General features: G+C 50.1%; 28 protein-coding genes. 23 read left to right on the top strand and 5 right to left on the bottom strand.

Annotated elements, in window-relative coordinates:
* The first annotated feature begins 136 nt into the window (after nt 1-136).
* The 13 genes from MKY59_RS20775 (at nt 137) to MKY59_RS20715 (ending at nt 7,079) form a co-directional block, all read left to right on the top strand.
* Nucleotides 137-463, top strand: coding sequence for a hypothetical protein (locus MKY59_RS20775; RefSeq protein WP_339273532.1), 327 nt, complete (start codon nt 137-139; stop codon nt 461-463).
* Nucleotides 460-711 (top strand): hypothetical protein, encoded by a 252-nt coding sequence (locus MKY59_RS20770; RefSeq protein ID WP_339273530.1) that lies wholly within the window; start codon nt 460-462, stop codon nt 709-711. Before MKY59_RS20775 ends, MKY59_RS20770 begins: the two co-directional genes overlap by 4 nt.
* 18 nt (nt 712-729) lie before the next feature.
* Nucleotides 730-1,089, top strand: a complete 360-nt coding sequence (locus tag MKY59_RS20765) for a hypothetical protein (protein ID WP_339273528.1) — start codon at nt 730-732, stop codon at nt 1,087-1,089.
* Between the two features lie 55 nt (nt 1,090-1,144).
* On the top strand, nt 1,145-1,816 hold the full coding sequence (locus tag MKY59_RS20760) for a putative metallopeptidase (RefSeq protein ID WP_339273526.1): 672 nt from the start codon (nt 1,145-1,147) through the stop codon (nt 1,814-1,816).
* 60 nt (nt 1,817-1,876) lie between these two features.
* Complete coding sequence (locus tag MKY59_RS20755) at nt 1,877-2,353, top strand: ArpU family phage packaging/lysis transcriptional regulator (protein ID WP_339273524.1); 477 nt, start codon at nt 1,877-1,879, stop codon at nt 2,351-2,353.
* On the top strand, nt 2,343-2,570 hold the full coding sequence (locus tag MKY59_RS20750; RefSeq protein WP_339273523.1) for a DNA-binding protein: 228 nt from the start codon (nt 2,343-2,345) through the stop codon (nt 2,568-2,570). Before MKY59_RS20755 ends, MKY59_RS20750 begins: the two co-directional genes overlap by 11 nt.
* 392 nt (nt 2,571-2,962) lie before the next feature.
* Complete coding sequence (locus MKY59_RS20745; protein WP_339273521.1) at nt 2,963-3,520, top strand: YdhK family protein; 558 nt, start codon at nt 2,963-2,965, stop codon at nt 3,518-3,520.
* An 82-nt stretch (nt 3,521-3,602) separates the two neighbouring features.
* Nucleotides 3,603-3,782 carry a hypothetical protein gene (locus tag MKY59_RS20740; protein ID WP_236416528.1) on the top strand — a complete coding sequence of 60 codons (180 nt, stop codon included), beginning with the start codon at nt 3,603-3,605 and terminating at the stop codon, nt 3,780-3,782.
* A gap of 218 nt (nt 3,783-4,000) precedes the next feature.
* On the top strand, nt 4,001-4,201 hold the full coding sequence (locus tag MKY59_RS20735; RefSeq protein WP_236416527.1) for a hypothetical protein: 201 nt from the start codon (nt 4,001-4,003) through the stop codon (nt 4,199-4,201).
* A gap of 336 nt (nt 4,202-4,537) precedes the next feature.
* On the top strand, nt 4,538-5,152 hold the full coding sequence (locus MKY59_RS20730; RefSeq protein ID WP_339273518.1) for a TetR family transcriptional regulator: 615 nt from the start codon (nt 4,538-4,540) through the stop codon (nt 5,150-5,152).
* Between the two features lie 4 nt (nt 5,153-5,156).
* Nucleotides 5,157-5,897, top strand: a complete 741-nt coding sequence (locus MKY59_RS20725) for an SDR family oxidoreductase (RefSeq protein WP_339273516.1) — start codon at nt 5,157-5,159, stop codon at nt 5,895-5,897.
* Nucleotides 5,898-6,109: 212 nt separating this feature from the next.
* Complete coding sequence (locus tag MKY59_RS20720) at nt 6,110-6,664, top strand: copper amine oxidase N-terminal domain-containing protein (RefSeq protein ID WP_236416524.1); 555 nt, start codon at nt 6,110-6,112, stop codon at nt 6,662-6,664.
* Between the two features lie 97 nt (nt 6,665-6,761).
* Nucleotides 6,762-7,079, top strand: coding sequence for a DUF1292 domain-containing protein (locus MKY59_RS20715; RefSeq protein ID WP_236416523.1), 318 nt, complete (start codon nt 6,762-6,764; stop codon nt 7,077-7,079).
* Nucleotides 7,080-8,126: 1,047 nt separating this feature from the next.
* Here MKY59_RS20715 and MKY59_RS20710 read toward each other — a convergent pair.
* A complete protein-coding gene (locus tag MKY59_RS20710) occupies nt 8,127-9,446 on the bottom strand; it encodes an MFS transporter (protein ID WP_236416521.1) in 1,320 nt (439 codons plus the stop codon).
* A gap of 65 nt (nt 9,447-9,511) precedes the next feature.
* Entirely contained in the window at nt 9,512-10,753 is a 1,242-nt protein-coding gene (locus tag MKY59_RS20705; RefSeq protein ID WP_236416519.1) for an ATP-grasp domain-containing protein, read from the bottom strand.
* A 205-nt stretch (nt 10,754-10,958) separates the two neighbouring features.
* On the opposite strand from MKY59_RS20705, the gene MKY59_RS20700 reads away from it, so the two are divergent.
* Nucleotides 10,959-11,522, top strand: a complete 564-nt coding sequence (locus MKY59_RS20700; RefSeq protein WP_339273512.1) for a hypothetical protein — start codon at nt 10,959-10,961, stop codon at nt 11,520-11,522.
* Nucleotides 11,519-11,929 (top strand): DUF2000 family protein, encoded by a 411-nt coding sequence (locus MKY59_RS20695; protein WP_236416513.1) that lies wholly within the window; start codon nt 11,519-11,521, stop codon nt 11,927-11,929. Before MKY59_RS20700 ends, MKY59_RS20695 begins: the two co-directional genes overlap by 4 nt.
* 572 nt (nt 11,930-12,501) lie before the next feature.
* Here MKY59_RS20695 and MKY59_RS20690 read toward each other — a convergent pair.
* Nucleotides 12,502-13,977 (bottom strand): aminotransferase class I/II-fold pyridoxal phosphate-dependent enzyme, encoded by a 1,476-nt coding sequence (locus MKY59_RS20690; RefSeq protein WP_339278445.1) that lies wholly within the window; start codon nt 13,975-13,977, stop codon nt 12,502-12,504.
* Nucleotides 13,978-14,178: 201 nt separating this feature from the next.
* Between MKY59_RS20690 and MKY59_RS20685 the strand changes: the two genes are divergently transcribed.
* On the top strand, nt 14,179-15,477 hold the full coding sequence (locus tag MKY59_RS20685) for an MFS transporter (protein WP_236416510.1): 1,299 nt from the start codon (nt 14,179-14,181) through the stop codon (nt 15,475-15,477).
* A gap of 93 nt (nt 15,478-15,570) precedes the next feature.
* On the opposite strand, the gene MKY59_RS20680 is transcribed toward MKY59_RS20685, so the two are convergent.
* Nucleotides 15,571-16,194 (bottom strand): DUF1054 domain-containing protein, encoded by a 624-nt coding sequence (locus tag MKY59_RS20680; RefSeq protein WP_339273509.1) that lies wholly within the window; start codon nt 16,192-16,194, stop codon nt 15,571-15,573.
* A gap of 213 nt (nt 16,195-16,407) precedes the next feature.
* Here MKY59_RS20680 and MKY59_RS20675 point away from each other — a divergent pair, with 213 nt between their 5' ends.
* The 3 genes from MKY59_RS20675 to MKY59_RS20665 all read left to right on the top strand — a co-directional run bounded on the left by MKY59_RS20675 (nt 16,408) and on the right by MKY59_RS20665 (nt 19,445).
* The gene (locus MKY59_RS20675; protein ID WP_236416508.1) at nt 16,408-17,007 is read left to right on the top strand and encodes a hypothetical protein; all 600 of its coding nucleotides are present in this window, start codon (nt 16,408-16,410) and stop codon (nt 17,005-17,007) included.
* A 203-nt stretch (nt 17,008-17,210) separates the two neighbouring features.
* Nucleotides 17,211-18,620, top strand: a complete 1,410-nt coding sequence (gene gndA / locus MKY59_RS20670) for an NADP-dependent phosphogluconate dehydrogenase (protein ID WP_236416507.1) — start codon at nt 17,211-17,213, stop codon at nt 18,618-18,620.
* 315 nt (nt 18,621-18,935) lie between these two features.
* Nucleotides 18,936-19,445, top strand: coding sequence for a shikimate kinase (locus MKY59_RS20665; RefSeq protein WP_236416506.1), 510 nt, complete (start codon nt 18,936-18,938; stop codon nt 19,443-19,445).
* A gap of 55 nt (nt 19,446-19,500) precedes the next feature.
* Here MKY59_RS20665 and MKY59_RS20660 read toward each other — a convergent pair whose 3' ends face one another.
* Nucleotides 19,501-19,806 (bottom strand): rhodanese-like domain-containing protein, encoded by a 306-nt coding sequence (locus MKY59_RS20660; protein ID WP_236416505.1) that lies wholly within the window; start codon nt 19,804-19,806, stop codon nt 19,501-19,503.
* A gap of 151 nt (nt 19,807-19,957) precedes the next feature.
* On the opposite strand from MKY59_RS20660, the gene aroA reads away from it, so the two are divergent.
* From aroA to ptsP, 4 genes are all read left to right on the top strand, one after another.
* Nucleotides 19,958-21,253, top strand: coding sequence for a 3-phosphoshikimate 1-carboxyvinyltransferase (gene aroA / locus MKY59_RS20655; protein ID WP_236416504.1), 1,296 nt, complete (start codon nt 19,958-19,960; stop codon nt 21,251-21,253).
* A gap of 36 nt (nt 21,254-21,289) precedes the next feature.
* Nucleotides 21,290-21,724, top strand: coding sequence for a CoA-binding protein (locus tag MKY59_RS20650; RefSeq protein WP_236416503.1), 435 nt, complete (start codon nt 21,290-21,292; stop codon nt 21,722-21,724).
* Nucleotides 21,725-22,069: 345 nt separating this feature from the next.
* Nucleotides 22,070-23,950, top strand: a complete 1,881-nt coding sequence (locus MKY59_RS20645; protein WP_236416502.1) for a glucose PTS transporter subunit IIA — start codon at nt 22,070-22,072, stop codon at nt 23,948-23,950.
* Nucleotides 23,947-25,707, top strand: coding sequence for a phosphoenolpyruvate--protein phosphotransferase (gene ptsP / locus MKY59_RS20640; RefSeq protein ID WP_236416500.1), 1,761 nt, complete (start codon nt 23,947-23,949; stop codon nt 25,705-25,707). Before MKY59_RS20645 ends, ptsP begins: the two co-directional genes overlap by 4 nt.
* The last annotated feature ends 1 nt before the right edge of the window (nt 25,708 follow it).

Here is a 25,708-nt window from a genome sequence, read left to right as displayed (position 1 = left end):
AAAAAGAAGATTATTTCATTAAATTAAAGAGTTTCCGGCAAGGTGTGTCCTAATATGTATCCGAAACAAGCAACGATCCTTGCTGCTGTATACGATCAATACAACGTGGCCGAAGTGCTGGCGAGAGGTGAATCGGATGATCATTGAAATCGTGAAAAAGAAGTGGGAGCACAAGCCGTTAGAGCAGGAACGATGGATATTCTATGTCGACATGCAGGATTTGTTCCTTAAAAAGTATGTTCATGAAATGCGATCGACAGCAAGGCACGGATTCAACCCCGTTAAGGTTTACGATTGTTGGAATGCGAACGTTGCCGGGTCGATCAGAGAACACGAGGTTCCCATCCCGTTCACGGTCATGGACGAATTGCGCGAAAGGTTAATGTCCGCTGCAGCAAAACAGGTGGGCGACTTTTGGGTCAAGCACTGCGAGGAACAGGGGAAGCGAGGGGTTAATCCATGACCAAAGCACAATTGCGAGCAAAGGCACAACGTCGGGCGATGCGTGCCAAGCTCAAGGAGATGCACTCGGACAATCCGGGTCTTGCTGCTATCCAGTATGACAATTTTCTCAAGCACCACGGGTGGTTGGGTTACGATCCTAAGAAGCTTTTAAAATACAGTCCATGGTTGAAGGCGGCATCTGACCTGGTTAGCCGGATGGAGTATAAGCAGATGGCCGCAGTAGAAAAAACGAGCCCTAACAAATGATCAAGGGAGGAATGGAGTATGCAAACAATGGTGACACAAGAGCAATTCGAAGGGGTTAAAGACCTACTGAAAAACAAGGCGGCGGCTCAGATCATGAAAGAGCATTCCGATAACTTGGGGAAAAAGTACTGGAGTGTTGACGCGCTCAACAGCCTGAGCATCGACCAAATGGCACTCCTTCTGTACAATCCCGATCTGGTAGTGGTCGAGCCGAGCCTTGAAGACCACCTCCGGAATATGTACATCAACGCTAAAAGCGAGGATTTTGCAAACGGGGTTGTTGCTGCCGCGACGGTGTACGGAATCGATCCAGAAATCTTTGAGGGGCTGGTCGAATGGGTCCCCGAAGGAACGGAAGCGGACCCGAATCCACAGTAAACCACGCCATAATTCTATTAAACTAATAAATCCAATTTGAGAGGGGAAACCACCCATGGCAACTGATAAATTTGTTTCGAGAGCATCCGAAGAAACTTTTGAACTCTTGGAAGACATGATCGAAAAACACCATCCACATTTGTCCAGAAATGAATTCCTGATCATGATGAAACATGGTGGATGGAAATCCAAGGGCAAAACGAAGTTTAGCGGTGTTACTGTCCTGAATGAAGCTGTTCGAATGGAGATGGCCAAGGACCTGATCCTCTACCTTAATGCGGATATGTGGAACAAAATGTCCGATCCGCAGAAGCGGTACGTTCTGGACCATGCACTGTTTGGCTTGGATGTGAAGAAGGACAAGAACAAGGACGTTCTGGAAGCTGACGACGGCCGTCCACTGCTCAAGACACTGCCGCCTGATATTGAAGCCTTCTTCGCAGTTATCACCCGTCACGGGGCTGTCAGCGAGGATGTAAAGCGCCTTGCATTCGCAATAAAAGAGGTGAACGTCGAGCAGCTTACGCTTGAAACTGCTGACGTAAGCGGGGGAGAGGAACAGGGCGGGCAGCAGGGGCCGAAGACCGATGCTGAGGGAAATATTTTAATATCCGATCCGAACCAAGCAAAGATCCCGCTCGATGAACAGGACGCTGCTGCCAGTATCATAGCAACGACTCAAGACGGTCAGAAAGTGCCTGTCACTAACGACGATCTGCCGTTCTAAATAAAGTCTCACTCCCCGGCTCCGGTCGGGGAACCATCCTTACATTGAGGTGATACAAAGGTGGGTCAACAAAGTTTTTTACCGGAGATTGATCGGAAACGGACGCAGGCTGCCGTGGAGGCTGCGTTGGAGAAATACAGAATATACAAGTACATGACGTTCGAGGCCCGCGAGGCAAGCACAACAGCCGGTTACAACGAGCGGTTTCACGGACCAACAAATCAGACGAGCGATCAAACGGCCAGTATTGCCATATATAACGCCGATCAGGAGATGTACCGGCAGGAATATTGCGAGCGCGTGGAACGTGCTGTAAAGCGGATGCCGCGAATGGAACGATTTTTAATAGAAGCAAGGTACATGACGGTGGAACATGATTACATTACGGACCAGAAGGTTTACAGCTTCGAATTCAAACCGCCGATCAGCGCGCCGAAATATATCGAGATACGCTGGAGAGCATTTTACAAACTGGCTTTGGATTTGAGGATTGTCGTGGAAAAACTGGTCGAGGAGGAAACGACGGATGGAAGCTGAAAAAAAAGAAATCAATTGGATTGATTATCCGATGACACTCCGGCCCAAGCACATTGAACAGATTATGAAAATGAGTCAAAAGAAGACTTATGAATTTTTGGGGGATGCACCTTTCCATGTTGCTCGCGCGGGACGAGATATATATATTAGTAAGAACGTGTTCAGGAACTGGCTTGAAGGTACAAATCTTGATACGATACCAGTAGGCCAAAACTGATACGAAATTTGATACGAAAAGCGCTACAAAATCCTACTGAAACATACAGAATAAATGTTCGTGCGAACACACTAAACGATTGCCATTACTGAATTTTACTGAAACCTACCGAACACGTGATAATCTTGACAGGGTAGGGGTCAGTGGTTCGAGCCCACTACAGATCATACACAAGAAGCCTTGCGCAGCAAGGCTTCTTTTCTTTTGCCGATCCAGATAATAAGCTATGAATAAATGAAGTTGGGGGACGAATCAACAAGTTCGAACGAAAGCTCCGAAACCCCATGCCGACGTTTTCCTCCGCTTGGCTGACTTTTTGATGATTGAAATATACCCTATATGGGTATATTATGAAAAGTGATTCCAACTCTATTCATTAAAGGAGATTACTCATGAAAAAGACGGCCAGCATCGGACTTGCTATATTGCTTCTCAGCACGATTGTGTTCAGCGGATGCGGAAAAAACGAACCGCAGCCAGTTAGCAGTTCGAACCATGAAGGAAACATGGAGGAGATGCATCATTCCGGCTCGGGCGAGCTGCCCGCGAATCTGAAGGAGAAAAGCCATCCGACCTTTCCGATCGGGAGCAAGGCAACGATGAATGCAGATCACATGCCCGGTATGAAGGGGGCTGAAGCTACGATTGTCGGTGCATATGAAACCACTGCTTACGCTGTTACGTATAAACCGACAACGGGTGGCCATCCCGTAGAAAACCATAAATGGGTTATACACGAAGAAATAAAGGACTCTGCCGATCAGCCGTATAAGCCTGGCGACGAGGTCATTCTCCAAGCCGACCATATGCCAGGAATGAAGGGGGCCGCAGCGACGGTCGAGACCGCCGAACCAACGACCGTTTATATGGTTGATTACAAGTCGACAACAGATGGAGAGATGGTTCGCAACCATAAATGGGTGACCGAACAAGAGCTGGCTGTTGATTGAGTTTCGAATTATTCCAAATTTGAAGTGATCTGGTGTTTAGTAGAGATTCAAAAACGACTTAGTAAACAGGAGGAGAATGGATATGATGGACTTCAGTAAGCCACCCCATGGCTCCGAAAGTTACACGCACCAGCAGCGTCACGAGGAGAATGAGCAAAAGTTGCTAGCCGGAGGCACCAGCATTTGGACAGAAATCAGTAACTGGCTGATTGTTGCCGGGATTTTTGTGGGCATTTTCCTGTTGTTTATATATGTGTTCTAAGCACTAAACAACTAAACTGCATTTGCTGCGAAGCCTCTGAACAGAGGCTTTTTTTGCGCCTGAACGTCGAACCATGGTTCAATCCTCATACTAAGCGTTGTGATCGACTCGTATACCGACGCCCTGCTCGCCATTACATTTGATGCATGCACACCTCTAGGCGAATTTCCATATAATGCTGTACTTCAACAAGCAATATGGGAAGCGGGGGAATCGGAATGGCAAAAGCAAAAGGCAAAAAGGCTTCGGCAGCAAAGAGTGACAAGGTTCGCGTATCGATGAAGTTGGTCACTTCGGATGTATGCGAACGATGTAAAACCCCTTGTGCCCGAGGGACGGAGTATGCTGCCAGAATGAGACTGGATGGAGCGGTTGGCAAAGGCGTGCCCTGCATCCTGACTCGTCATATCTCCTCATAACGCTTATTTATCTACGCGCAGCATACGTTCAATATGCGCCGAATGGATGTGAAACGATGATATGGATCAGTCGGAAATTTCCGGTTGATCCTTTTTGTATGCGTTTTAGCCTATGGGCTCGCATCAGCTCGGGTTCAGCATGGATATTCCCGTTCCAACTGAATCGAAATTGTGTCCTATGCTTGGATTAGAGCGCTGTCTTTGCCATTTTCGTGCAACTTCGAGATCATTGATGATTAACGGTGACAAAAAATAAAATTTGTCATTCGTCATTCGCTGTGGTATTCTATCTGCAACGGAGGTGAGCGAAGAAGGCTGGGGCCATCTTGCAAACAAATGACCAAACAGAAAGCAACTGAATTTTTGACCAAAGAGCAGATTATGGAAGCTACGCAGGATACGGTAAGGCGCTACGGAGCGGCCAAATCCTCAGTGACGGATGTCGCCAAACGTCTTGGCGTAAGCCACGGTACCATATACAGGCATTACGCGAGCAAACAAGAACTGTTTGAGGCCGTCACCGAGAAATGGCTTGAAGAGGAGATCATTGCCCGGTTGGATGAAATCGTTAAAGACCGGGAGCTTTCGGGCCAAGGTATCCGTCACGTTCATGCCTATATTCAAACCTTGGTGCAGCGGAAGCGTCATTATGCCGAGACGGATGCCGAGTTGTTTGATTTGTACGCCAAAGTTACGGAGCAATCGGCTGACATTATCCAAGCCCATGTGCGGAACATGATCGCGCAGATCCGGGAAATTCTTGAAAAGAACTACCTTTTTGACGCTGCCGATTCGGGGAATATCGCGGCCGCCGTGTTGCAATCCACTGCCCGTTTTCATCACCCGGCACATGCCTACGAATGGAAACAGGGTGCCATTGAAGCGGAATTCGGCCAGGTATGGAACTTGGTAGAGAAAGGGCTTATCCAATTACAAGCGGAGAGGAAGTAGACTTATGAACCATTTAAGCGGCAAAGTAGCGATCGTAACAGGCTCATCACGCGGCATCGGACGTGCCATTGCGGAGAAACTGGCAGACCAGGGCGCGGACATCGTAATCAACTATACAAGCAATGTTGTCCATGCTGAGGCGGCGGCACAGGCCATTCGGCAAAAAGGCGTACGCGCAGCCGTTGTCCAAGCTAACCTGGCACGCAAGGAGGAGGTTGAACGGCTGTTTGAAGAGGCGATTGCCCAGTTAGGCAAAGTGGACATTTTGGTTAACAATGCAGGCATCATGAAAACAACGCCGCTTGCCGATGTCACGGAGCAGGAGTTTGACCAACAGTTTGCGATCAATGTGAAGGGGACGTTTTTTGCATGCCAGCAGGCGATGAAACATATGACCGAAGGCGGAAGCATCGTCAATTTCTCCACCTCGGTAGTGGGGCAAATGTTTCCGGCTTACAGCGTGTATGCTGGCACGAAAGGAGCCGTGGAGCAATTCACGCGCCAATTGGCGAAGGAATTCGGGTCCAGGCAAATCACGATTAACGCGGTGGCGCCGGGTCCGGTCCTTACTGAATTGTTTACTGAGGGAAAAACGGAGCAGCAGATAGAAGGCATGCGCAAATTGAATGCGTTTGGGCGGCTGGGGGAACCGGAAGACATTGCCGACGTCGTTTCTTTCCTAGTCGGGCCTGAATCCCGGTGGGTTACCGGGCAAACGCTCCGTGCCAATGGCGGCTTCATTTGAGCATGGGCATGTGAATTTGCTTCGGCTGAGAAGGGGTTGGCAACAACGAGATCATGGAGGTTTCCTGACACACAGGAAATCTCTTTTTTTCAATCCATGGAGTGGAAAAAATGTTGGATAAAAAATGAAAAATAATGAAAAACGGCGCAACTTTGTGAGCGAATCTGCAGTATAAATGTACAACAGCAGCAGCAGGGGAGGGAAATTGGCGCATGAAGTGGAAGAGGGTCTTGCTCTGTGTCAGCATATTTTCCTTGCTTGGCGGATCTCTACTGTTTGCAGATTCCGTGAACGAGAAGATTCGGGTACTCATCAATGGCAAGGAAGCGGCTGACGGCGGTTATTTGATTGATGGAACCACCTATGTTCCTGTGAGGGAAGCGGGCGGCATCGCCAAATGGGACAACAGTAGCAAGCGGGTGACGGTGATTAAGCCCAATGTACATATTTTTCTGTTCAAAGGAGACACTGTATTTGGCAACGTGAACGTGGGCAAGCTGAAGTTCAACGTGTTCTCACAAGTCGACAGTCTGACGACCGACGTGGCTGCCGTGAAGTTGACGATTACGAACCCGAGCGGGCAGGTGAAGGATATTCAGTCCCAGGAGCTGACAACCCAGAAAGATAACTTCTGGTTCCGCACGTATGATTTCACGTATGATTTCAGCCGCGCAGGCAAATATTCAATCGGTTTTCATATTAAGGAAAATGCAAACAGCAATTACGTGCAGGTCGCCGAGAAAGTCATTACCGCACTAAACGAATAAACCCGAATCACGCCCGCGGTCGAAATTGACCTGGCACTATGAACATGTTACGATATGCAAGGTTACACAATTTCAATCGATGAAGCGAGGTATATCAATGAGCGATCACACACATGAACACGGCGATGCCTGCGGCTGCGGTCACGATCATGACCACGACCACGAGCATGAAGAAGTTCTTCTGACGCTGACAGACGAGAACGGAAACGACGTGGAGATGGTTTTGGTGGAGACGTTTGACGTGGAAGACCATGTTTATGCGCTCCTGCTGGAACGTAACAATCCTGAAGCTGACGGTATCATTTTCCGCATGGAAGAAGAAAACGAGGAAATGGTACTCTACAATATCGAAGACGAAGCAGAGTGGAGCCGTGTTGAAGCGGCTTATAACGAACTCGTTGCAGGACAGGAATAAGTCAGGCTCCAAATAAGTTCAATAGACAAAACAAAGTGAATTTATGGACTCGAAACGGCATGGGAGAACAATCTGTGCCGTTTTTTTTTAGTGCAAGCAAGGAAAAAGCGTATAGCAAACACAACGGAGAAAAACTCCGCTTGAAAAATATCCATTCCCGAAATGATGACGTGCGAGGTCATCATCTCAGCGAAATTGTACCTGTTCATTCTGGCGAAAATCTCTTGGGTGATGGACTCTCGTCTCTTTGCAGGACAATACGTCAGACCTGAAAGATTGGTCAGAATCATTTCATTGGCTCCACTTGGCAGGATGAAACGAACCACTCAAAATGAAATCGGATAAAACAAATTTTCATGCAAATCCAAAAAATCAAAGTTTGACGTGGAAGGAACGAACTTATACATCTCAGGCTGAGCCTTGATTTCTTTGGATTGTTTTTTGGTGAGTGTCAGATGAACGTTCCGATCAAATCAAACTCTCCACCCGAGGGCAAATACAGGCCAGAAAGACGTCTGTTGCGAGATCATAAACTGCGTTCAAATGCAGAAGGTTATAGAGAGATGTCAGTCTTCTTTTTAATGAGTTCGCATACTCATCCATCTGACGTAACCTCCTTCTTTTTTAAGAGGCCTCGCCATCCGTTCCATTTGCCTGCTGAATTCCGTCACTCTTTTTGAACAAAACAAGAGCAAGCTATCTTTTCGATAACCCGCTCTTGTTCTATACCGCTCTGAGCTTAATCAACGACAGACCATGATGCGGCATTTTTCTTTTAACGTGGCTTAAAAAACAAGGCATTGATGATGCTGATCCAACCGTATTCGGGGCATGAAGGCCTGAAGTAGAAGTTTATTCCAAGCTTGCCATCACTGATGCACAGGAGGAATACAACGAAGTTAGCCATAGATTCCCCATTTAATACTATCTACTTTGCGAGTGCTGTCAGCTTCGCTGGTACTTCCCCAAAATGGTCACTTCAGAGTGATCCCTTTACTTTTTGATTCCTCGTTTAAGCTATAGTAGAGAGCTTCTACTCACAAAGAATTAGATACTTTTTGATAAATCTGTTGAATCCATTTCGCGTTTGGTAGGGGAGCTTTTTTCAATATACGAGAGAAGGGACATGCATAACGCATAGAACAGACTGATACCCAGAATAACAATCCATACACTCTCCATATCTACGCTTCGAATGAAAAGGCCGGTCAAATATGGACTAAGTGTGTAACCGAGACAACCTACGAATAACAGCAAGCCGTTAAACCTTCCCTGATGGGTATCGGGTACACGTGACGCGATATACAGGTTGATATTGGTTTGCACCAGAATCTCCCCGATGGTCCACAGCACAGTGGAAAAAACAACGATAGCGAAATGAGGCAAATCGCTCAGCAGGTAGAGAACGCCAAATCCAATTCCATAAAAGAGTGCACCTGCCGCTATGGAATTCTGAGCTGTGAAGCTGTGGGTAGCAGACAGGACCAACGTGGTGAGAATAATAACACTGATCGCATTAATGGTCATGACAGACCCATAATAAGCAGCTCCATTCTCTCCAAACGAATGATTCATCTGAAGTGGAAGGCTAAACGAGTATTGCATGTAGATAAAATAATTAAGAAATGACACTGCGATGAAGAAGGCGACGAGCGGATTTCTCAATAGCAACTTAAATATTGAAGGAGCCGATTGCTTCAATACTTGTTGATGTTGATGGTTGGGATGTTTCTTTTGTGATTGTTGCATCTGATGTGCATGGTCTCCGGTTTCCATTGCTTTGTTGCCCGCACCGACATGAACCCGCTTCAAGATGATCAAGGTGGAGATCAGAAACACTGTGCCGATACCTATAAAGACGATATGCACGTGATCCTTGATAAAAAAACCGGCAATGAGTGGTCCAAGCGCTATGCCTAGATTGGCTCCAAGATACATGAGAGAAAAGGCAGATTTGCGCTCCTTCTCCTCTGTGCACAGTTGAATAATTAAGGCGTTATAGGCAGGCCGGGTAATACTGATGAAAAACATGACTGCAATCAGAAGATAACCAATGGTTATCGTGCCCGACCAGAAGGAGCAGCTGATAATCATCAATGTAGACAACAGCTGCCCGATGACAATAATCGTTTTTTTGCCCATCAGATCACTTAAATAGCCTCCAAGCAATACGCCGGGACCGCTAATCAAGGCCGCCATGGCTACAAAAATGCCTGCACTGACCACATTCATACCAAGCTGGAGCGTAAGGACCAAGGTAATTAACGAGAATATAAAATCTCCAGTGCTGTTAATGGTTCTGGCCAAACAGAGATAATAGACATCGCGGCTTAGTCCCGCGTATGTTTTGGATAGAGATAAAGACAATCGTTCCAATCCTCCCCAAGAAAACCCCAATTCCATAAAATAAATCGTAAGGTGTATGTCCGAATCTATACAGTTTCGGCAACCTCAACCTCAATGACGAATCGATCATACAAGTCCAGCAAAGTCTGACGCAATTCCTCAAACGACTCCCCTTCAACAATGGCAAATCCTGATCGTGTCATCGTATCGTTCACATCGCCTACACGCTGCCCTATTTCATAAGAAACCTTGAACTCAATAATGCCAGAAACATCCTTATAATCGTCGATTCCTGATATTCGTTGAATGACACCCGCGCGTGAAGGAAAACAGATCATGCCCGTGAATTTGTTGTTCGTTTGCTGCTGTGTAAAAGTATATATGCCAACCTCCAGATCAGTTACGGCTTCAAAAAGATCTACGCCATGGGTGTTTTTGATACAAGGCGGCATAACTTGTGAGCCCCCGATTCTTGCCCCGATCTCTCCAAATACCACTTCTCCATCCGGCGTGAGAAACAGCTCGGCATGGGTTACAGATTGATTAATCCCAAGGGCAGCAATGGCTTGTGAATTGATCTCTTGGATACGCCTGATAACGTTCGCGTTAGCGCCTTTGGGGAACGTAATGCTAGCCGGAGGTTTCTGCTTGGTTGCAATGTCCAGACAGTTGTAAAGGTATTGAGAGACAGAGGAAAATACAACGATTCCCTTGGACACGATGGAGTCACAGTGAAACTCTGTACCGTGAATGAATTCTTCCAGCAGGTCCCTCTGCAGCTCATGTCTAGTGTGCTGCAGATAATGTGAGAGCTCATCCATACTGGACAACTTGAAGGTATTGATACTTCCGTAACCGCTAAGTGGCTTTACAATGATCGGGAATCCATGGGCAGCAGAGAAATGAAAATAGTCCTGCTCTTGCAGAGCGATTGCTATTTTGGACGTACGAATTCCGCGTTGATGAAGCATTTGTTTCATAATCCATTTATTACGGACCGCCTCGGCCTGATTGCGCTGCATACCGGGGATGCCAAATTCGGAGCGGAGCTGCCCGCCGATCTCAATGGCATTCTCACCTGGAGTTAACAAAGCGATAATCGAATGGGTTTGCCTGATCTGTAGAACATGCTCCCGAATGGCATCGTAGGATTCGAGGTGATCGACGTAGCGAATTTCATCAAAATAATCCTGAAGCCGCTCGGGGTGATGTAATTGATGCTGTTCAATAATCAGAATTCTTTTGTGATCTGTGAATTTGGTAAGTGGTTTCACGAAGTTTAGGCCGAAAGGCAGTCTGAAATCAGATATGTAGACGATCGTTTTCATGGGACCTCCTTGAACAAAGTTAAAAATAGAAAAAATGGTTTTCTCAACATTATAACTCATTATTTTCCATATTCAATACATTTTTTGTAAAATATTATGAACGATTATACATATTTTTGTTGCGTTAAAGTGTTAATTGACAATAGGGATTATATGGTATACTATCATACCGGAAATAGAAATAAAAAGGAGGATATAGAAATAAATGGAGATAACTAAAGGGAAATACGCTATACTGGGCACATTGGGTGACGATGAAGGCTTCCTGACTTGCAGTATGCATATTGCAAAAAAAATGGATAATTCTGATTTGATTAAGCCATACCCCGAATTCGAAGCGGCAGCAGATGACCTGAAATCAGGTGAGATTTCCTGTCTCCTGGTTCCTGGAGCGTATCCCAAGCTTAACAGCTTCATTATGGATTCAGATCTCGTGGTATCTGAAAGCTTTGTAGAAAAGATTCCTGCACTGGTGCTGTCTGGTTTTCAGGTGGTATGCCCAGAACAGATCGATATTATCTATCATCATCCGGCGACTACATACTTGTTGACCGAACTTGATATCATCTATAGAGAGAACTGCACGGTATCATCGAACCCAGAGGCTTGTAGGAAAGTCATGCTAAATACGGAGAGATCGCTTGCGCTCACGAACCAGCTCTGTGCGGATCATTACGGACTGGTGACTTACAAGGTGCTGCGCGAGGGAATCCAGATGCCTTGGGTATGTTTTACGAAAAATACACAGAGGGTGAATGCACTCATATGAAAAGAATCGCTATTATACTGGATAAAAATCTGGAGCCTGGAGCCGCAGCGAATGTGGCAGCCCTTCTGATGGGACAAGCCTCCCTGAACGAGCCTGAGTTATATTCGAGTCAACCTGTACTGGATCAGAGCGGTGTTCAGCATGCGGGTATTCAATACAGCACGGTCATTCTAAAGGCCGGGGAGAATCAACTCATTAACCTGGTCAAATCTTGCTCAGAACACGATGGCGGATTGAATTTTCTTGTTTTTTCTCAGACTGGGCGGTCACTCAATAACGCATTTGAACAATATGCGAGTGAAATTGCGAATATGGCTTTGGAAGCCACCAAAGTGGTGGGAGTTATTATATGGGGAGAAGATGAAGCCGTTCGGGCCATGACTAAGAAGTTCAGTGTCATGAGATAAGGGAAGGCATGACGTAGGCGCTTCAGCGGCGGTGCAGTTTTATTGATGATGAGATAGAATTGAATATCTTGTCTGTGCGTGGTGCGGACATGACAAAGGGCAGAATCTATCCTTGGATAGACATCTGCCCTTAACTTGCATTACCTGATACAATCTAGGGCGTGTCTTCAAACTCAAGCAAGCCACACCATGATGAATGCCAGCGTCAAAAAAGCCTTGAACGTACACGCTAATTTATCATAACGAGTTGTCAAACGGCGATATTTCTTCTATTTTATTAAAGAAGCATTCCACCCAATGGCGCTCTTTGTAGACATATCGATCATATGTCGGGATCACTCGGTGATTTCTCTTTCGGGGAATCAACGCTACGGCCTGTTGTTCCTTCAAAAGCTCCGAATGGCATTCGTATCACTGGATTCGATTGACCACTGTGGACGTCCTCCTTGTGGTTTTCGCCTTTTGCAAGGGGGCTTTTGTGCTGCCCGAAAGATCGATCCTGCGCATTAAAAAGACCAGGCCTGATGGCCTGGTCTTGAGCAGTCTTGTCGTGAGAGAAGCATGAGGATCGATTAGAAAATCGCGTCGGCTTCCACGATCACCTTAACATTTGTAACGCTGCGGTCCTCAGGTCCTTTTACGGGCAGGCCCACTTCGACGTGATCGACAATGTAGTCGATATTTTCCTGCGTGATGACCTCGCCCGGCAACAGAATCGGAATGCCCGGAGGATACACATAAATAAATTCCGCTATAATGCGTCCCGCAGACTCCTTGAACGGAATAACTTCCGTGTCGCCGTAGAAGGCATCACGCGGAGTGAGCATCAATTGCGGGATGTCAGGTACTTTGACGACCAGTTCATGCGCCGGGTTGACCTGGTAATACGTACGGGACAGATCCTGCAGCGCGTTCAGCAAAATGTCGACCGATTCGTCCGTATCACCCGGAGTGATGAGACACAAAATATTGTACATGTCGCTAAGCTCGACTTCGATATTGTAATGCTCACGCAGCCAATTTTCGGTCTCATAACCGGTAATGCCCAGATGACGAACATGGATCGTAAGCTTGGTCGGGTCCATGTTGAAGGTTGCTTCCGTTCCAAGCAATTCTCTGCCGAAACAGTGCAATCCGTCGATGTCGTTGATGGCTCTTCTGGCGAATTCAGCCAGATCGATGGCTTTCTGTGCCATAGCGTGGCCATTCAGTGCCAGATTGCGTCTGGACGTGTCCAATGAAGCCAGCAAAATATATGATGTTGAGGTTGAAGTCAGCATACTGAGGATCGTCTGTACACGCTGCGGGTTCACGAACCCGTTTTTGGTGTTCAGGTTCAATACAGAGCTCTGTGTCATGGAACCGCCCAGCTTGTGCACGCTCGTTGCGGACATATCGGCTCCGGCAGCCATCGCAGAAAGCGGCAGGTCCTCGTGAAAATGAATCAGCACGCCATGCGCCTCGTCGACAAGCACAGGAACCTGGTAGCTGTGCGCCAGCTCCACGATCTCCTTCAGATCTGTACATACGCCGAAATACGTCGGATTAATGACAAGCAATGCCTTGGCGTCTGGATGACGCTCAAGCGCACGCCTGACCGAACGAACGGTTACTCCGTGGTCGATGCCCAGATTTGCGTCTTGTGCGGGAGAGACGAATACCGGTTTGGCTCCCGAGAAAATAATGGCTGACATGACCGATTTATGCACGTTACGGGGTACAATAATTTTATCGCCCGGTTCGCATACTGACAAAATCATGGTCATGATGGCACTGCTTGTGCCCTGTACGCTGAAATAGGTATAATCGGCTCCGAAGGCATCCGCGGCCAGCATCTGCGCTTCCTGAATGACGCCTGTAGGCTGATGGAGATCATCCAATGGAGCGATATTGATCAAATCGATGGACAGGGCATTATCGCCGATAAATTCACGAAACTCGGTATCCGTTCCCAATCCTTTTTTATGTCCCGGAATATGAAATTGCACCGGATTGAGTGCCGCGTGATTGGTTAAAGCGGTAAACAGCGGCGTACGGCGGTGATCCATCAGTGCTGTCACAACCTTTCTTCATTAAAATGGGTTCAGTTTCATGAGGAAACTTTATATCAAACAAAAATGAGTATAGCAAATGTGGGACCGAATGCAAGCAATCCTTATGACAAAATTTCAAATTACAAGGATTTGGGCGAATTTGTTCGCCTGAGGCGGGTCCATAAGCCAACGAATGAACGCTGAAAGGGGAAAAACATGCAACCACAACCAGCAACCAAACCGACCAACATTTTGCGCACGCCTTTTTTTATCGCCATGTGGCTGACCTTGTTTTTGGTCGAGGTCATTAAAGGGGCGCTGCTCGTCGCCGTCCTTCCCGTATACATGGGGAGCGTCCTTGGATTGTCCGCCGGGATTATCGGCGTAGCCTTTGCTTTGCAATATTTGGGAGATAATTTGTTTCGTGCCCCGTCAGGATGGGCTGCCGAGCGAATCGGTTTTCGCCTAACGATGGTGACGGCATTAGTGTGCACCCTCCTTGCGCTCATCATGATTATTTTTTTCAAAAGCTCATTCGGCTTGTCGCTGGCCTGCCTGATTCTCGGCATCGGCACGTCTCCGTTATGGCCGTGCGCGATGACAGGAGTAACGGCAATGTCCGGCCCCCAGAACAAAAACGGGACTGCGATGGGCGCGCTGGAGATGGCTGCGCTTGGCGGCACGGGGCTCGGCCCTGTTGGCATGAATTGGCTGCTTGAGCGGACGCATCACGATTACCGCACCATTTTTCTCGTGCTGCTGGGCTGTGCCGTCCTGGTCATTCTTGTCGCCATGATCTTGCCAGGACATGTAGTCGTGGAGGGAGAGCATTCAGAGGCTGCGAACAAAGGGAGACAGAAAAACGTGCCGGCGAAACCTCATCTGTTCACACCGCTGTTTCGGCTCAAGAAAAGTGTGCAGCAAACATTGCAGCGGGTGCGTGACACTTTAAACGTAAATCCGCTCGTCTATCCGGCCTTGTTCATGCAATCCTTCGTCATTGGATTGCTCAGCCCGGTCATTACGCTGTATACGCGTACGGACTTGCATATTTCGCCGAATCTGTACAGCCTGCTGCTGGTGGCGGGCGGAGGGATTACGGTGCTGGCCCTGCTGCCCGTCGGCAAAATGGTGGACAGGTTCGGTACATCCCTGTTTCTGAACATGGGCTTTTTGCTCGCTGCAGCCAGTTTGCTGGCATTTGCCTCCATCACTTCGATTCCGGTTGTATTCGGCATCGTCATGCTGGTTGGCGTTAGCTATGCCATGATTTTGCCGGCCTGGAACACCTTTGTGGCGACGCTGATTCCCAAGGGAGAGCGAGGGGCCATCTGGGGTTTCTTTCTTACCCTTCAAGGGTCGGGCATGGTGGTAGGCCCCATCGTATCCGGCTTGCTCTGGGACCACGTCGGTCACCCGGCTCCGTTTATCGCCAGCGCGGTGGTGATGGCTTCATTGGCGGCGGTGCATTTTGTGCTTTCGCGGAAGCCGTATCGAACCGTGCCGGCCAAATAAGGCAGGGGACAAACTGGATAAATCAAAAAAGCTTCCGGCCAGGTAAAGGCTCGGAAGCTTTTTTGATTATAAGCCGGCATGTCCGACAGCCGGCTAAAATGACATTTTATACAAAGGCAGCAACGTTTTGAACGTTTGACGCACGGTTTCAAGCAGCTTTTCGCCGTCTGCCGCCAGCGGATCATCGCGCTCAATACGCAGGCCGCACATCACCTCGGCTTTTTTCACCGTCTTCAGCTTGGTGATGATTTTATCGTAATCCTCATCCTGCATATTTTGCTGAAGGGTACCTGTGGGCGACATATGGTCCATGGACCAATAGTAACCCTGTGGCATGAACCGGCGTACTTCCCGCAACTGGCGCTCCAGCCCTTCGGCAAATGCCGCTTTGTTCGGACTCTCGTAGATGATGGCGAAAATGACGAACAGATGCGTGCCAAACAAACCCACTTCAAAGTGTGGCAATGCTTTATATCCACGTTTGGAGGAAGCCCAGGCCACCCATGTATCTATAGGCGGATTGACGGTTCTGCGCGCGTGTTTGGCCACATGCACGAACATTTCCTCCCCGCACAATTCCGTCAGGTACGGCGCAAGCTCTGCTCCGATCGTTTCCAGCTTCGGCCGTACCCGCTCGATCAGCATTTCCATACGCGGTTCCAGTCCAGGTATCTGGAAAACATCAAAATCGTTATCGTTAAACCCCGAAAAAGTCATCTGATTACCTCCGTTTCGCGTCCATTATATCATGAAATCCGGGGGATTGCCCCGGCTCGTCTGATGGATCCAATCCACTCGGGCCGATTGGGCGAAAAATAGTCAACTAACCAAGTACCCTTACATAAAATGAAGTATAAAATAGGGTAAGCCAACTTGAAGAAGGGATGCGGAAACGGCCGGAACAAACCGATATAGATGGAGGGGAATGCCGTGAACAAAAGTTACGAAGTTGAATATTGCAATGTGGAGCTGCGGTTCAACCGTCGGCATATCCAGAACTTGATCAAAGACCTGATCCGAGAAGGGTATTCACTATATTGGAGCGAGGACGAATCCTTCATCATTCTCTCTGTCCGCACAGGGCGCAAGCTCGTGAAGCTCCGTTTTCAACATACGCGCAGCGGCAATTACAAAATGACGGGCGATTACATCATCAAAGACGCCAAGCTGGCCGAGTGGCTGGAGAAGCTGATTGGCGACACGCGCGGGCATGCCGTGGTGAAACGGTTCAAGGACCATCAAATGACCGTGGAAAACATTTTGTTTGGCGAAGTGATCCGGCTTGTCGAGGTGACCGGCTTCAAGCAGCGCGTCATTTTCCAAAAGGGACCCGCCCCGACGGCGGAGGATATGGAGGAAATGTTTCTCTCTCATGAAGGCGAAGAGCGGTTAATGCTGCTGCGTATGGAGGTTGACGATGAACTGGAGCGGCTGCACGCCGCCCTGCTGACAGGCAATGCAGACAAAGCGGCTGCTTGTCGGGAAACGCTGGAACGTCTTTCCAGACAATTGCTGATGATGGAAGGTTAAATATACAATTATTGGATGTATGAGAGTGGCGGGAGGTTTCGATTTATGACTATACGATGAACACCTCAACGGATTGAGGTGTTTTCGCCTTGTCGGCAAGGGGGACAGGGTTCACTTCCATGCGTAAAACCGTTAAAATGAGAGTGTTGTCGGGAGACAACTCCAAACCCAAAAATACAGTGGATTAAAGGATGGAGGACCAGATGGCTAAACAACAGATCGGCGTAATCGGACTTGCAGTCATGGGAAAAAATTTGGCCCTTAACATTGAAAGCAGAGGCTTTACGGTGTCGGTATTCAACCGTTCCCCGGAGAAAACGCATGACCTCTTGAAAGAAGCGGAAGGCAAAAACCTGACAGGCACGTTCTCCATCGAAGAGTTCGTGGCATCCCTGGAATCTCCGCGCAAAATTTTGATCATGGTTCAAGCGGGCAGCGCAACGGACGCAACGATCGAACAGCTGCTGCCTCATCTGGACGAAGGCGACATCATCATCGATGGCGGAAATGCCTACTTCCCTGACACGCAGCGCCGCAGCAAAGAGCTGGAAGATAAAGGCATCCGCTTCATCGGCACAGGCGTCTCCGGCGGTGAAGAAGGCGCGCTGAAAGGCCCTGCAATCATGCCGGGCGGACAGGAAAGTGCCTACAAACTCGTCGAACCGATCCTGACGGCGATTTCCGCCAAAGTAGGCGACGATCCTTGCTGTACATACATCGGACCAGACGGTGCCGGACATTATGTGAAAATGGTGCACAACGGCATCGAGTACGGAGATATGCAGTTGATCGGTGAGGCCTACCATCTGCTCAAATCCGTGCTGAACGTCTCGGTCGAAGAGCTGCATGAAATCTTTACGGAGTGGAACAAAGGCGAACTCGACAGCTACCTGATCGAGATTACGGCCGACATCTTCTCCAAATACGATCCGGAAACCGGCAAACCGATGGTCGACGTCATCCTGGATGCTGCCGGACAAAAAGGAACGGGCAAATGGACAAGCCAAAGCGCGCTGGATCTGGGCGTACCGCTGTCCATGATTACGGAATCCGTATTCTCGCGCTTCTTGTCCGCCATGAAGGACGAGCGCGTAGCGGCAAGCAAAATCCTGAACGGCCCGTCCGCGTCCGCCTTCACAGGCGACAAAGCTGCGTTCATCGAGAGCGTGCGCAAAGCGCTGTTCGCAAGTAAAATCGTATCCTATGCCCAAGGCTTCGCACAAATGCGCGCAGCTTCCGACGAGTACGGCTGGGATTTGAAATACGGCAACATCGCGATGATTTTCCGCGGCGGCTGCATCATCCGTTCGCAATTCCTGCAAAACATCAAGGAAGCGTACGACAACAATGCCGAGCTGAAAAACCTGCTGCTCGACCCTTACTTCCAGAACATCGTGGAATCGTACCAGGATGCATGGCGCGAAGTGGTGTCCGTAGCGGTAACCCAAGGTATTCCGGTACCGGGCTTCTCCAGCGCGCTGTCCTACTACGACAGCTACCGCACAGAGCGTCTGCCGGCCAACCTGCTGCAGGCTCAGCGCGACTACTTCGGCGCGCACACGTTTAAACGCGTGGACAAAGAAGGCTCGTTCCACCACAACTGGATGGAATAATACGCATTCTTTGGTTTTTGGACGAATCGAATGTTTGCGATCCATACGTTGATTCCCGCGCATGGATCGGCGAAAGGCCTGGAGTTCCGGCAATGCCGGACGGCTCCAGGCCTTTTTGGAGTGAAGTACACACGCAGGCGGCATAAATGTGCATCTGTCCCATCCCTTTCAGTGCAAGCGCGGGTGAACATCCTTGACCGGAATGACAGGCGCCAGTCCCGGTCCATGAAACGACTTCCCCAGTCCGTGGGGGTGTGTTATGATAGGACAAACAAAAGTGTCCATGAGTTGCTTGGAATTAAAGGAGTGTACACCTTGAGCAAGTCGAACAATATTATTCTTATCGGCATGATGGGTACCGGCAAGTCAACCGTGGCGGAGATGCTGGCAAATGAGCTTGGTTATCAGCTGGTAGATCTGGATGCCGAGGTAGAGAAAGAGGAAGGCTGTACGATTCCCGAGATGTTTGCAGACAAGGGAGAAGTGTATTTCCGGGATGCGGAAAGCCGGGTGCTCCGCAATGTGCTCGCGAGCGAATCACAGGTCATCGCTACGGGCGGCGGCATCGTGCTGCGCCAGGATAACTGTGACGAGATGTCAGGACAAGGCTGGGTTGTCGCCTTGACGGCCGATCCCGAAGCCATTGTCGAACGCATCGGCGGCTCAGACCATCGTCCGCTGCTTGCCGGCAATGCGGAGGAACGAATTCGTACCATTATGCAGGAGCGGAAAGACGCGTACCTTTTCGCACATCACACCGTGGATACAACCGAGCTATCCGCCGCTGAAGTGACCCGTTTAATTTTAGCGCATTACCGCGTCTAAGCCTGTAAATGTTCCGGAAACAAAAACGGGCCTTTCGGCCCGTTCCTGATCCACTCTATTCTTCCTGCTGCCACTGCAGCATGCCGCCAACCATGTTGGTGCATCCTTCGTAGCCAAGCTGCTGCAAGTATTCGCAGGCACGCTCGCTGCGATAGCCGCTGCGGCAGATCAAGACGATTTCGCCCGTCTTCTCGATTTCGGACAATCTGTCCGGAATTTGTCCGAGCGGAATATGTTTGGCGCCTTCGATCATGCCCAGGGCGACTTCTTCGTCCTCGCGGACGTCGATCATCTGCAGCTTCTCGCCGGCTTGCAGGCGGCTGCGCAGTTCGGAAGGCAGAATTTCAGCGATTTGTGTCATTTCAGGTCCTCTTTTCTGTATGGACTTAACGCCTATAATGATACGAAGCGGCAAGTGAAATGTCAATTTGGCTTGCAGCCGATTGTGGTTATGGACATCAGCATTGCACCTTATTTCGAATGAATCTGATCAATGAAGGAGAATTTAATCGATGGACGTTATCGTTAAACCGACACCTACCCTGAAAGGGGACATCGGAGCTTTATCTTCGAAAAACTACACGACGCGTTACTTGCTTGCCGCAGCACTGGCAGAAGGCACAAGCACCATTCATTTCCCTGCCCACAGCGAGGACAGCGATGCGATGCGCAGATGCATTCGCGACCTTGGCGCCGTGCTGGAGGAAGACGACAGCAAAATCGTAATCCAAGGTTTTGGCAAACACCCGCGCGACGTGCGCGAACTCAACGTGGGGAACGCGGGAGCCGTATTGCGCTTTCTGATGGGGGTAGCCGCGCTTTGCCCTGAGGTGACGTTCGTGAACACGTATCCGGAATCACTCGGCAAACGCCCGCATGACGACCTGATCGATGCGCTCGGCCAAATGGGAGTCGAAGTTCAGCACGAGCAAGGACGCCTGCCGATCACGATCAAGGGGGGACATGCGAAAGGCGGTCATATCCGCGTATCCGGTTCCGTCAGCTCCCAATATTTGAGCGCACTGCTTTTCGTAACGCCGCTTCTGGCGGAAGACAGCACGATCGAAGTGCTGAACGACTTGAAATCCAAGGTTGTCATCGGGCAAACGCTCGAAGTGCTTGAGCAGGCGGGGATCGTCATCCACGCGAGCGATGACTACATGTCTTTCCGGGTGCCGGGCGGCCAGTCCTATCAACCGCAAACGTATACCGTTCAGGGGGATTATCCCGGGTCTGCAGCTGTGCTCGCCGCAGCGGCAGTTACGCAATCGGACGTGAAGATCCAGCGTTTGATGGAACAAAGCAAACAGGGAGAGCGCGCCATCGTGGACGTACTGCGCATGATGGAAGTGCCGCTGACGCATGAGAACCATGTCGTTCACGTACAGGGCAACGGCAAGTTGAAGGCCGTGGAATTCGATGGCGATGCGGCAACGGATGCCGTGCTTGCGATGGTCGCGGCGGCCGTATTTGCGGAAGGCACCTCCCGGTTTTATAATGTAGAGAACCTGCGTTACAAGGAATGCGACCGAATTACGGATTATCTGAACGAACTGCGCAAGGCTGGTGCCAATGTGGAGGAACGCCAAGCCGAGATTATCGTGCATGGACGTCCTGAAGGCGTGGAGGGCGGCGTGGAGATCAATGCCCACTTCGACCATCGCGTAATTATGGCACTGACGGTGGTAGGCCTGCGTGCCAAACAGCCGATTCGTATTCGGGACGCACATCATGTAGCCAAGTCTTATCCTCAATACTTCGACCATCTGCGGGCGCTTGGAGCCTCGGTGGAATGGGTAGAAGGATAACATAACAAACGTTTGCTGAAAAGGACGGTGCTTTGCATGGAATTCAACAACCCTACACGTGAAGAGATCGGACACATTTTGCGCAATGCAGGCAACATCGCGATTGTCGGTCTGTCGGACAAACCGGACCGGACTTCCTACTTGGTTGCGGAAGCACTGCAGAGCAGAGGTTACCGGATCATTCCGGTCAATCCGCAGGCAAGTGGTGGCGAGATTCTTGGTGAAAAGGTGTATGCCTCTCTGGCGGATATTCCGGAGCCCGTTGACATCGTGGACGTTTTCCGCCGCGCCGAGTTTTGCGCCGACGTTGCCCGCGAAGCAGCTGCCATCCATGCCAATGTGCTTTGGCTGCAGCTCGGAATCCATAGTGACGAAGCCGTGCAGATTGCAGCCGACAACGGCATGACGGCTGTTACGAATCGTTGCATCAAAGTGGAAGATTACGCACTGCGCAGCGCCGGAAGAGGTTAAGGCCTTTTCATGTTGAAGGCAGCCCTGTGACTTGTGCCCTGCGAATAACAGGTTCATAAACCGCTTGTCGAAACCCCGTTGACCCCCCAAGGTTGGCGGGGTTTCGCATCCGTAAGGTGGCGTTGCGAAACCTTCCAGACCAAGGAAATGACCGGTTAGGCAGGAGAGGAATTTTTGCTTCGGGTAAGCGTTGAAGTGAGTGCCGATGCCAAAGGCAAACCGCACGAGGATACGGCCTTTTTGACATGTGTCGCAAGGGATGTTTTAATTTTTGGCACGCACTCGTTTTGTTTTGACAAAACGTTCCGTAAAGCTTACCATCAAGGATAGAAAGGAGAGGACGCCATGAATTGGCTCGGGTCCTTGCAGCAGCTCGGAAGGGCAGTCATGCTGCCCACAATGGTTTTGCCCGCCGCAGCGATTCTGCTCAGCGTTGGCAGTTTGCCCTGGGATGCCTGGGGACTGAACGTTGTTGGCGAGATTTCTACCGTGGCTGGACGCGGTATTTTTTATTTTTTGCCCTACATGTTTGCCGTCGGCGTAGCGCTTGGCCTCTCCAATCAAGCCGGACAGGCGGGGCTTGCCGCGCTTGCGGGCATCGTGATTTACGATCAGGTCATTCGTCATTTCGGGGACGGGACGGTTCAGCCTGCTTCATTAATCGGAATCATCCTTGGCGCGCTCGCCGGGGTTACGCATAATCGGTTTAAAAGCATTAAACTGCCCGAGATTTTGCAATTTTTCGGCGGTTCCAGGTTTGTTTTGCTGATCGTGGGGCTGTGCTCGGCCTTGTTTTCCTGTTTTATGCTGTGGATTGCTCCCATTCTTCAAAACGGGCTTAATGTGATCGCTTCGTGGGAGTACAGTCTGGGCGGGTTCGGGCTGTTCATTTACGGGGTGCTCTACAGGGTGCTCGTGGCGTTTGGGCTGCACCATCTGCTCAATAACGTGTTCTGGTTCCAGCTCGGCACCTATCAGACACCTGATGGCCATATCGTTCAGGGGGATTTGCCGCGTTTTTTTGCGGGTGATCCGACCGCCGGATATTTCATGGCAGGACTGTTTCCGATCATGATGTTTGCGATTCCCGCGATCGCGTTTGCCATCATTCAGGAAGCAAGGGAAGATCTCAAGCCCAAGATCAAAAAGACGTTTTTGACGTCTGCGTTAGTGTGTTTCCTGACAGGGGTATCGGAGCAGATCGAGTTTGCATTTCTGTTTGCGGCACCTTATCTGTTTATTGTGCATGCCGTAATGTCGGGAATCGCCATGTGGATGGGATACTGGCTGGACATACGCCACGGGTTTTCTTATTCGGCAGGTATCATCGATTACATCATCAATTTCCATCTGTCCGAAAATGCCTGGAAGCTGATTCCGCTCGGCATTCTTTACGGATTGGTGTATTACTTCCTGTTTCGCTGGGCTATTCGCACGTTCAAAATTCCAACGCCCGGCCGCGAGGAAGGCTCCGTGCTGGAAGATTGGGTGGGCAACATTCCTTACCAGGCTCCCCTTGTGCTGGAAGCATTGGGAGGCAAGGAGAACATCGTGCAGGTGGAGGCATGCATCACCCGGTTGAGGCTGACGGTTCACAATGACAGGCTTATCGATACGGGAGCGATGAAGAGTTTGGGCTCCGCGGGCCTGATCAAGCTGGGCGGCGGCAATGTGCAAGTGGTGTTTGGTACATATTCGGAGCTGATCCGGGAAGAGATCGCAAAGCTGCTTGAGCGGGATTTGCAGCAGGTGCTGTTCTGCGCCCCGGTTCAAGGCAAAATGCTGCCGATCGAAGAAGTGCCGGATCAGATCTTTGCGGCCAAACTGGTGGGTGACGGCGTTGCATTTGTACCTGAAAAAGGGGAATTGGTTTCCCCCGTGTACGGGACGATCATGCATCTCTATCCGACCATGCACGCACTCGGCATTTCGACCCGGGAAGGTTTGGAAGTATTGCTGCATATCGGCATCGACACTTCGCAATTGAAAGGCTGTTTTGAAGCGCTTGTGCAGGAAGGGGACACGGTGGAGCCGGGGCAGCTGCTCATCCGCTTCGATCTCGCGAAGCTGCGGACCGAAGCGGCGTCCTTAACGACACCGATGGTGATCACCAATCCGGATCGCGTCAAGTCCTGGAGCTTTGCTCCGTTCAAGCATGTCAAGAAAGGTCAGGCATCCGTTATGTCCGTGGTGCTCTATGACAGGAACGTTGGAGGGGTAGAATGAAGATAGAAGGCATCAATGGCGCTGCAGGGATAGCGATCGGCAAAGCATTTGTCCTGCCCAGCTGGGAGTGGGACCTGCCGGATCAGAAGATGGACTCGGTAGACCTTGCCCAGGAATTCGAACGACTGTATGAGGGAATACGGACATCGAAGGACGAGATCGAAAACATCAAAAACGAGTTCAAGGAAGTAGTCGGTCCGGAGGAATCGAGCATCTTCGATGCCCATTTGGCCATCCTTGAAGACCCGGTGTTCATGAACGAAATCCGCGGGATCATCGAACGTCAGTACAAGGCGGCCGAAGTGGCGGTCAAAGAAGCGATCGACCATTTCGTCACCATGTTCGATCTGTTGGATGACGAATACATGAAGGAACGGGCCATCGATATCAAGGACGTCGGCAATCGGCTCCTGAAGCATCTGCTGGGAGCGCCCGAAATTACGCTTCCTTCGGATACCCAGCCGTACATTTTGGTGGCGAAGGAGCTGTCGCCTTCCCAATTGGCGCATCTGAATCCAACCTACGTGCTGGGCATCGTGACCTTGATTGGCGGCAAAACGTCTCACTCGGCCATCATGGCCCGCGCACTGGGCATACCGCTCGTTTCCGGACTGGAAGCGAACCTTGGCATGCCGGTGGAGACCGGAGACCTGCTGATTGTCGATGGCGATAACGGCTTGGTGTTTACGGAGCCTGACCGCAAAACGGTGGAAAGGTATACGGTGCTCCGCGCCCAGCAGCAAAAGAAAAAAGAGCAATTGCAAGTGCTTGCCACGGTGGACGCCGTTACGAAGGACGGAGAAACGCTGCACCTGGCATCCAATATCAGCTCCGTGAAAGAACTGGAGCTTGCGCTGAAGCACGGAGCCAAGGGGGTCGGACTGTTTCGGACCGAGTTTCTGTACATGGACCGGGCGACGTTCCCTGGCGAGCAGGAGCAATATGAGGTGTATCGGCTTGTTGCGGAAAAAACCGCAGGCCAATCTGTCGTCATCCGAACGCTGGACATCGGCGGAGACAAGCAGTTGGACTATTTTGAATTGCCTGAAGAAGATAATCCATTCCTCGGATATCGTGCCATTCGCATAAGCCTGGACCGTAGAGACCTGTTCAAAACGCAGCTTACGGCCATTTTGCGTGCCAGCGCTGCCGGCAACGTCAAGGTCATGTATCCGATGATCTCTTCCGTGGAAGAACTCAGACAAGCCAATGCGATTTTGCGCGAAGCGATGCATGATCTGGATGAGCGCGGATTGCCTTACGATCCGCATATTCAGGTCGGCATCATGATCGAGGTGCCGGCCGCCGTCATGATTGCCGACTTGCTGGCAGAGGAAGCGGACTTTTTCAGCATCGGCACGAACGACCTGGTACAGTATGTCCTCGCCGTTGACCGCATGAACGAACAGATTGCCCACATGTACCATCCGTATCATCCTGCGGTGCTGCGGATGCTGCGCACAACGGCGGAAGCGGCGCACCGTGCGGGAATCGGAATCAGCGTCTGCGGCGAAATGGCGGGAGACGAGCGGTCCATACCGCTCTGGCTGGAGCTTGGCATTTTCAATTTGAGCATGTCGCCCCAGTCTCTCCTGCGGGTCAAACACCGGGCCCTGAACACGACGGCTAGCACAGCGAAAGAAACGGCGAGAGCATGTTTCGGCCTTCGCACTAGCGAAGAGATCGAGGAGAGGCTGCAAGCCTTCAATAACGCCAATTGCAGCCCTGACGAACAAAACGATTCGAATGCATCGTAAA

The sequence above is a fragment of the Paenibacillus sp. FSL W8-0426 genome (assembly GCF_037969725.1).
GTDB classification, from domain to species: Bacteria; Bacillota; Bacilli; order Paenibacillales; family Paenibacillaceae; genus Paenibacillus; species Paenibacillus hubeiensis.
Note: the sequence above shows the minus strand (reverse complement) of the source record. Positions and strands in the feature narration are given on the sequence as shown.

Bases quoted from the DNA above. Each gene is read 5' to 3' on its own strand.
- MKY59_RS20775 (WP_339273532.1), top strand. From the start codon at position 137: ATGATCATTGAAATCGTGAAAAAGAAGTGGGAGCACAAGCCGTTAGAG.
- MKY59_RS20740 (WP_236416528.1), top strand. From the start codon at position 3,603: ATGATGGACTTCAGTAAGCCACCCCATGGCTCCGAAAGTTACACGCAC.
- MKY59_RS20725 (WP_339273516.1), top strand. From the start codon at position 5,157: ATGAACCATTTAAGCGGCAAAGTAGCGATCGTAACAGGCTCATCACGC.
- MKY59_RS20770 (WP_339273530.1), top strand. From the start codon at position 460: ATGACCAAAGCACAATTGCGAGCAAAGGCACAACGTCGGGCGATGCGT.
- MKY59_RS20680 (WP_339273509.1), bottom strand. From the start codon at position 16,194: ATGACTTTTTCGGGGTTTAACGATAACGATTTTGATGTTTTCCAGATA.
- MKY59_RS20705 (WP_236416519.1), bottom strand. From the start codon at position 10,753: ATGAAAACGATCGTCTACATATCTGATTTCAGACTGCCTTTCGGCCTA.
- aroA (WP_236416504.1), top strand. From the start codon at position 19,958: ATGGACGTTATCGTTAAACCGACACCTACCCTGAAAGGGGACATCGGA.
- MKY59_RS20695 (WP_236416513.1), top strand. From the start codon at position 11,519: ATGAAAAGAATCGCTATTATACTGGATAAAAATCTGGAGCCTGGAGCC.
- ptsP (WP_236416500.1), top strand. From the start codon at position 23,947: ATGAAGATAGAAGGCATCAATGGCGCTGCAGGGATAGCGATCGGCAAA.
- MKY59_RS20715 (WP_236416523.1), top strand. From the start codon at position 6,762: ATGAGCGATCACACACATGAACACGGCGATGCCTGCGGCTGCGGTCAC.
- MKY59_RS20730 (WP_339273518.1), top strand. From the start codon at position 4,538: ATGACCAAACAGAAAGCAACTGAATTTTTGACCAAAGAGCAGATTATG.
- MKY59_RS20690 (WP_339278445.1), bottom strand. From the start codon at position 13,977: ATGGATCACCGCCGTACGCCGCTGTTTACCGCTTTAACCAATCACGCG.
- MKY59_RS20720 (WP_236416524.1), top strand. From the start codon at position 6,110: ATGAAGTGGAAGAGGGTCTTGCTCTGTGTCAGCATATTTTCCTTGCTT.
- MKY59_RS20745 (WP_339273521.1), top strand. From the start codon at position 2,963: ATGAAAAAGACGGCCAGCATCGGACTTGCTATATTGCTTCTCAGCACG.
- MKY59_RS20685 (WP_236416510.1), top strand. From the start codon at position 14,179: ATGCAACCACAACCAGCAACCAAACCGACCAACATTTTGCGCACGCCT.
- MKY59_RS20765 (WP_339273528.1), top strand. From the start codon at position 730: ATGCAAACAATGGTGACACAAGAGCAATTCGAAGGGGTTAAAGACCTA.
- gndA (WP_236416507.1), top strand. From the start codon at position 17,211: ATGGCTAAACAACAGATCGGCGTAATCGGACTTGCAGTCATGGGAAAA.
- MKY59_RS20760 (WP_339273526.1), top strand. From the start codon at position 1,145: ATGGCAACTGATAAATTTGTTTCGAGAGCATCCGAAGAAACTTTTGAA.
- MKY59_RS20650 (WP_236416503.1), top strand. From the start codon at position 21,290: ATGGAATTCAACAACCCTACACGTGAAGAGATCGGACACATTTTGCGC.
- MKY59_RS20660 (WP_236416505.1), bottom strand. From the start codon at position 19,806: ATGACACAAATCGCTGAAATTCTGCCTTCCGAACTGCGCAGCCGCCTG.
- MKY59_RS20700 (WP_339273512.1), top strand. From the start codon at position 10,959: ATGGAGATAACTAAAGGGAAATACGCTATACTGGGCACATTGGGTGAC.
- MKY59_RS20735 (WP_236416527.1), top strand. From the start codon at position 4,001: ATGGCAAAAGCAAAAGGCAAAAAGGCTTCGGCAGCAAAGAGTGACAAG.
- MKY59_RS20750 (WP_339273523.1), top strand. From the start codon at position 2,343: ATGGAAGCTGAAAAAAAAGAAATCAATTGGATTGATTATCCGATGACA.
- MKY59_RS20645 (WP_236416502.1), top strand. From the start codon at position 22,070: ATGAATTGGCTCGGGTCCTTGCAGCAGCTCGGAAGGGCAGTCATGCTG.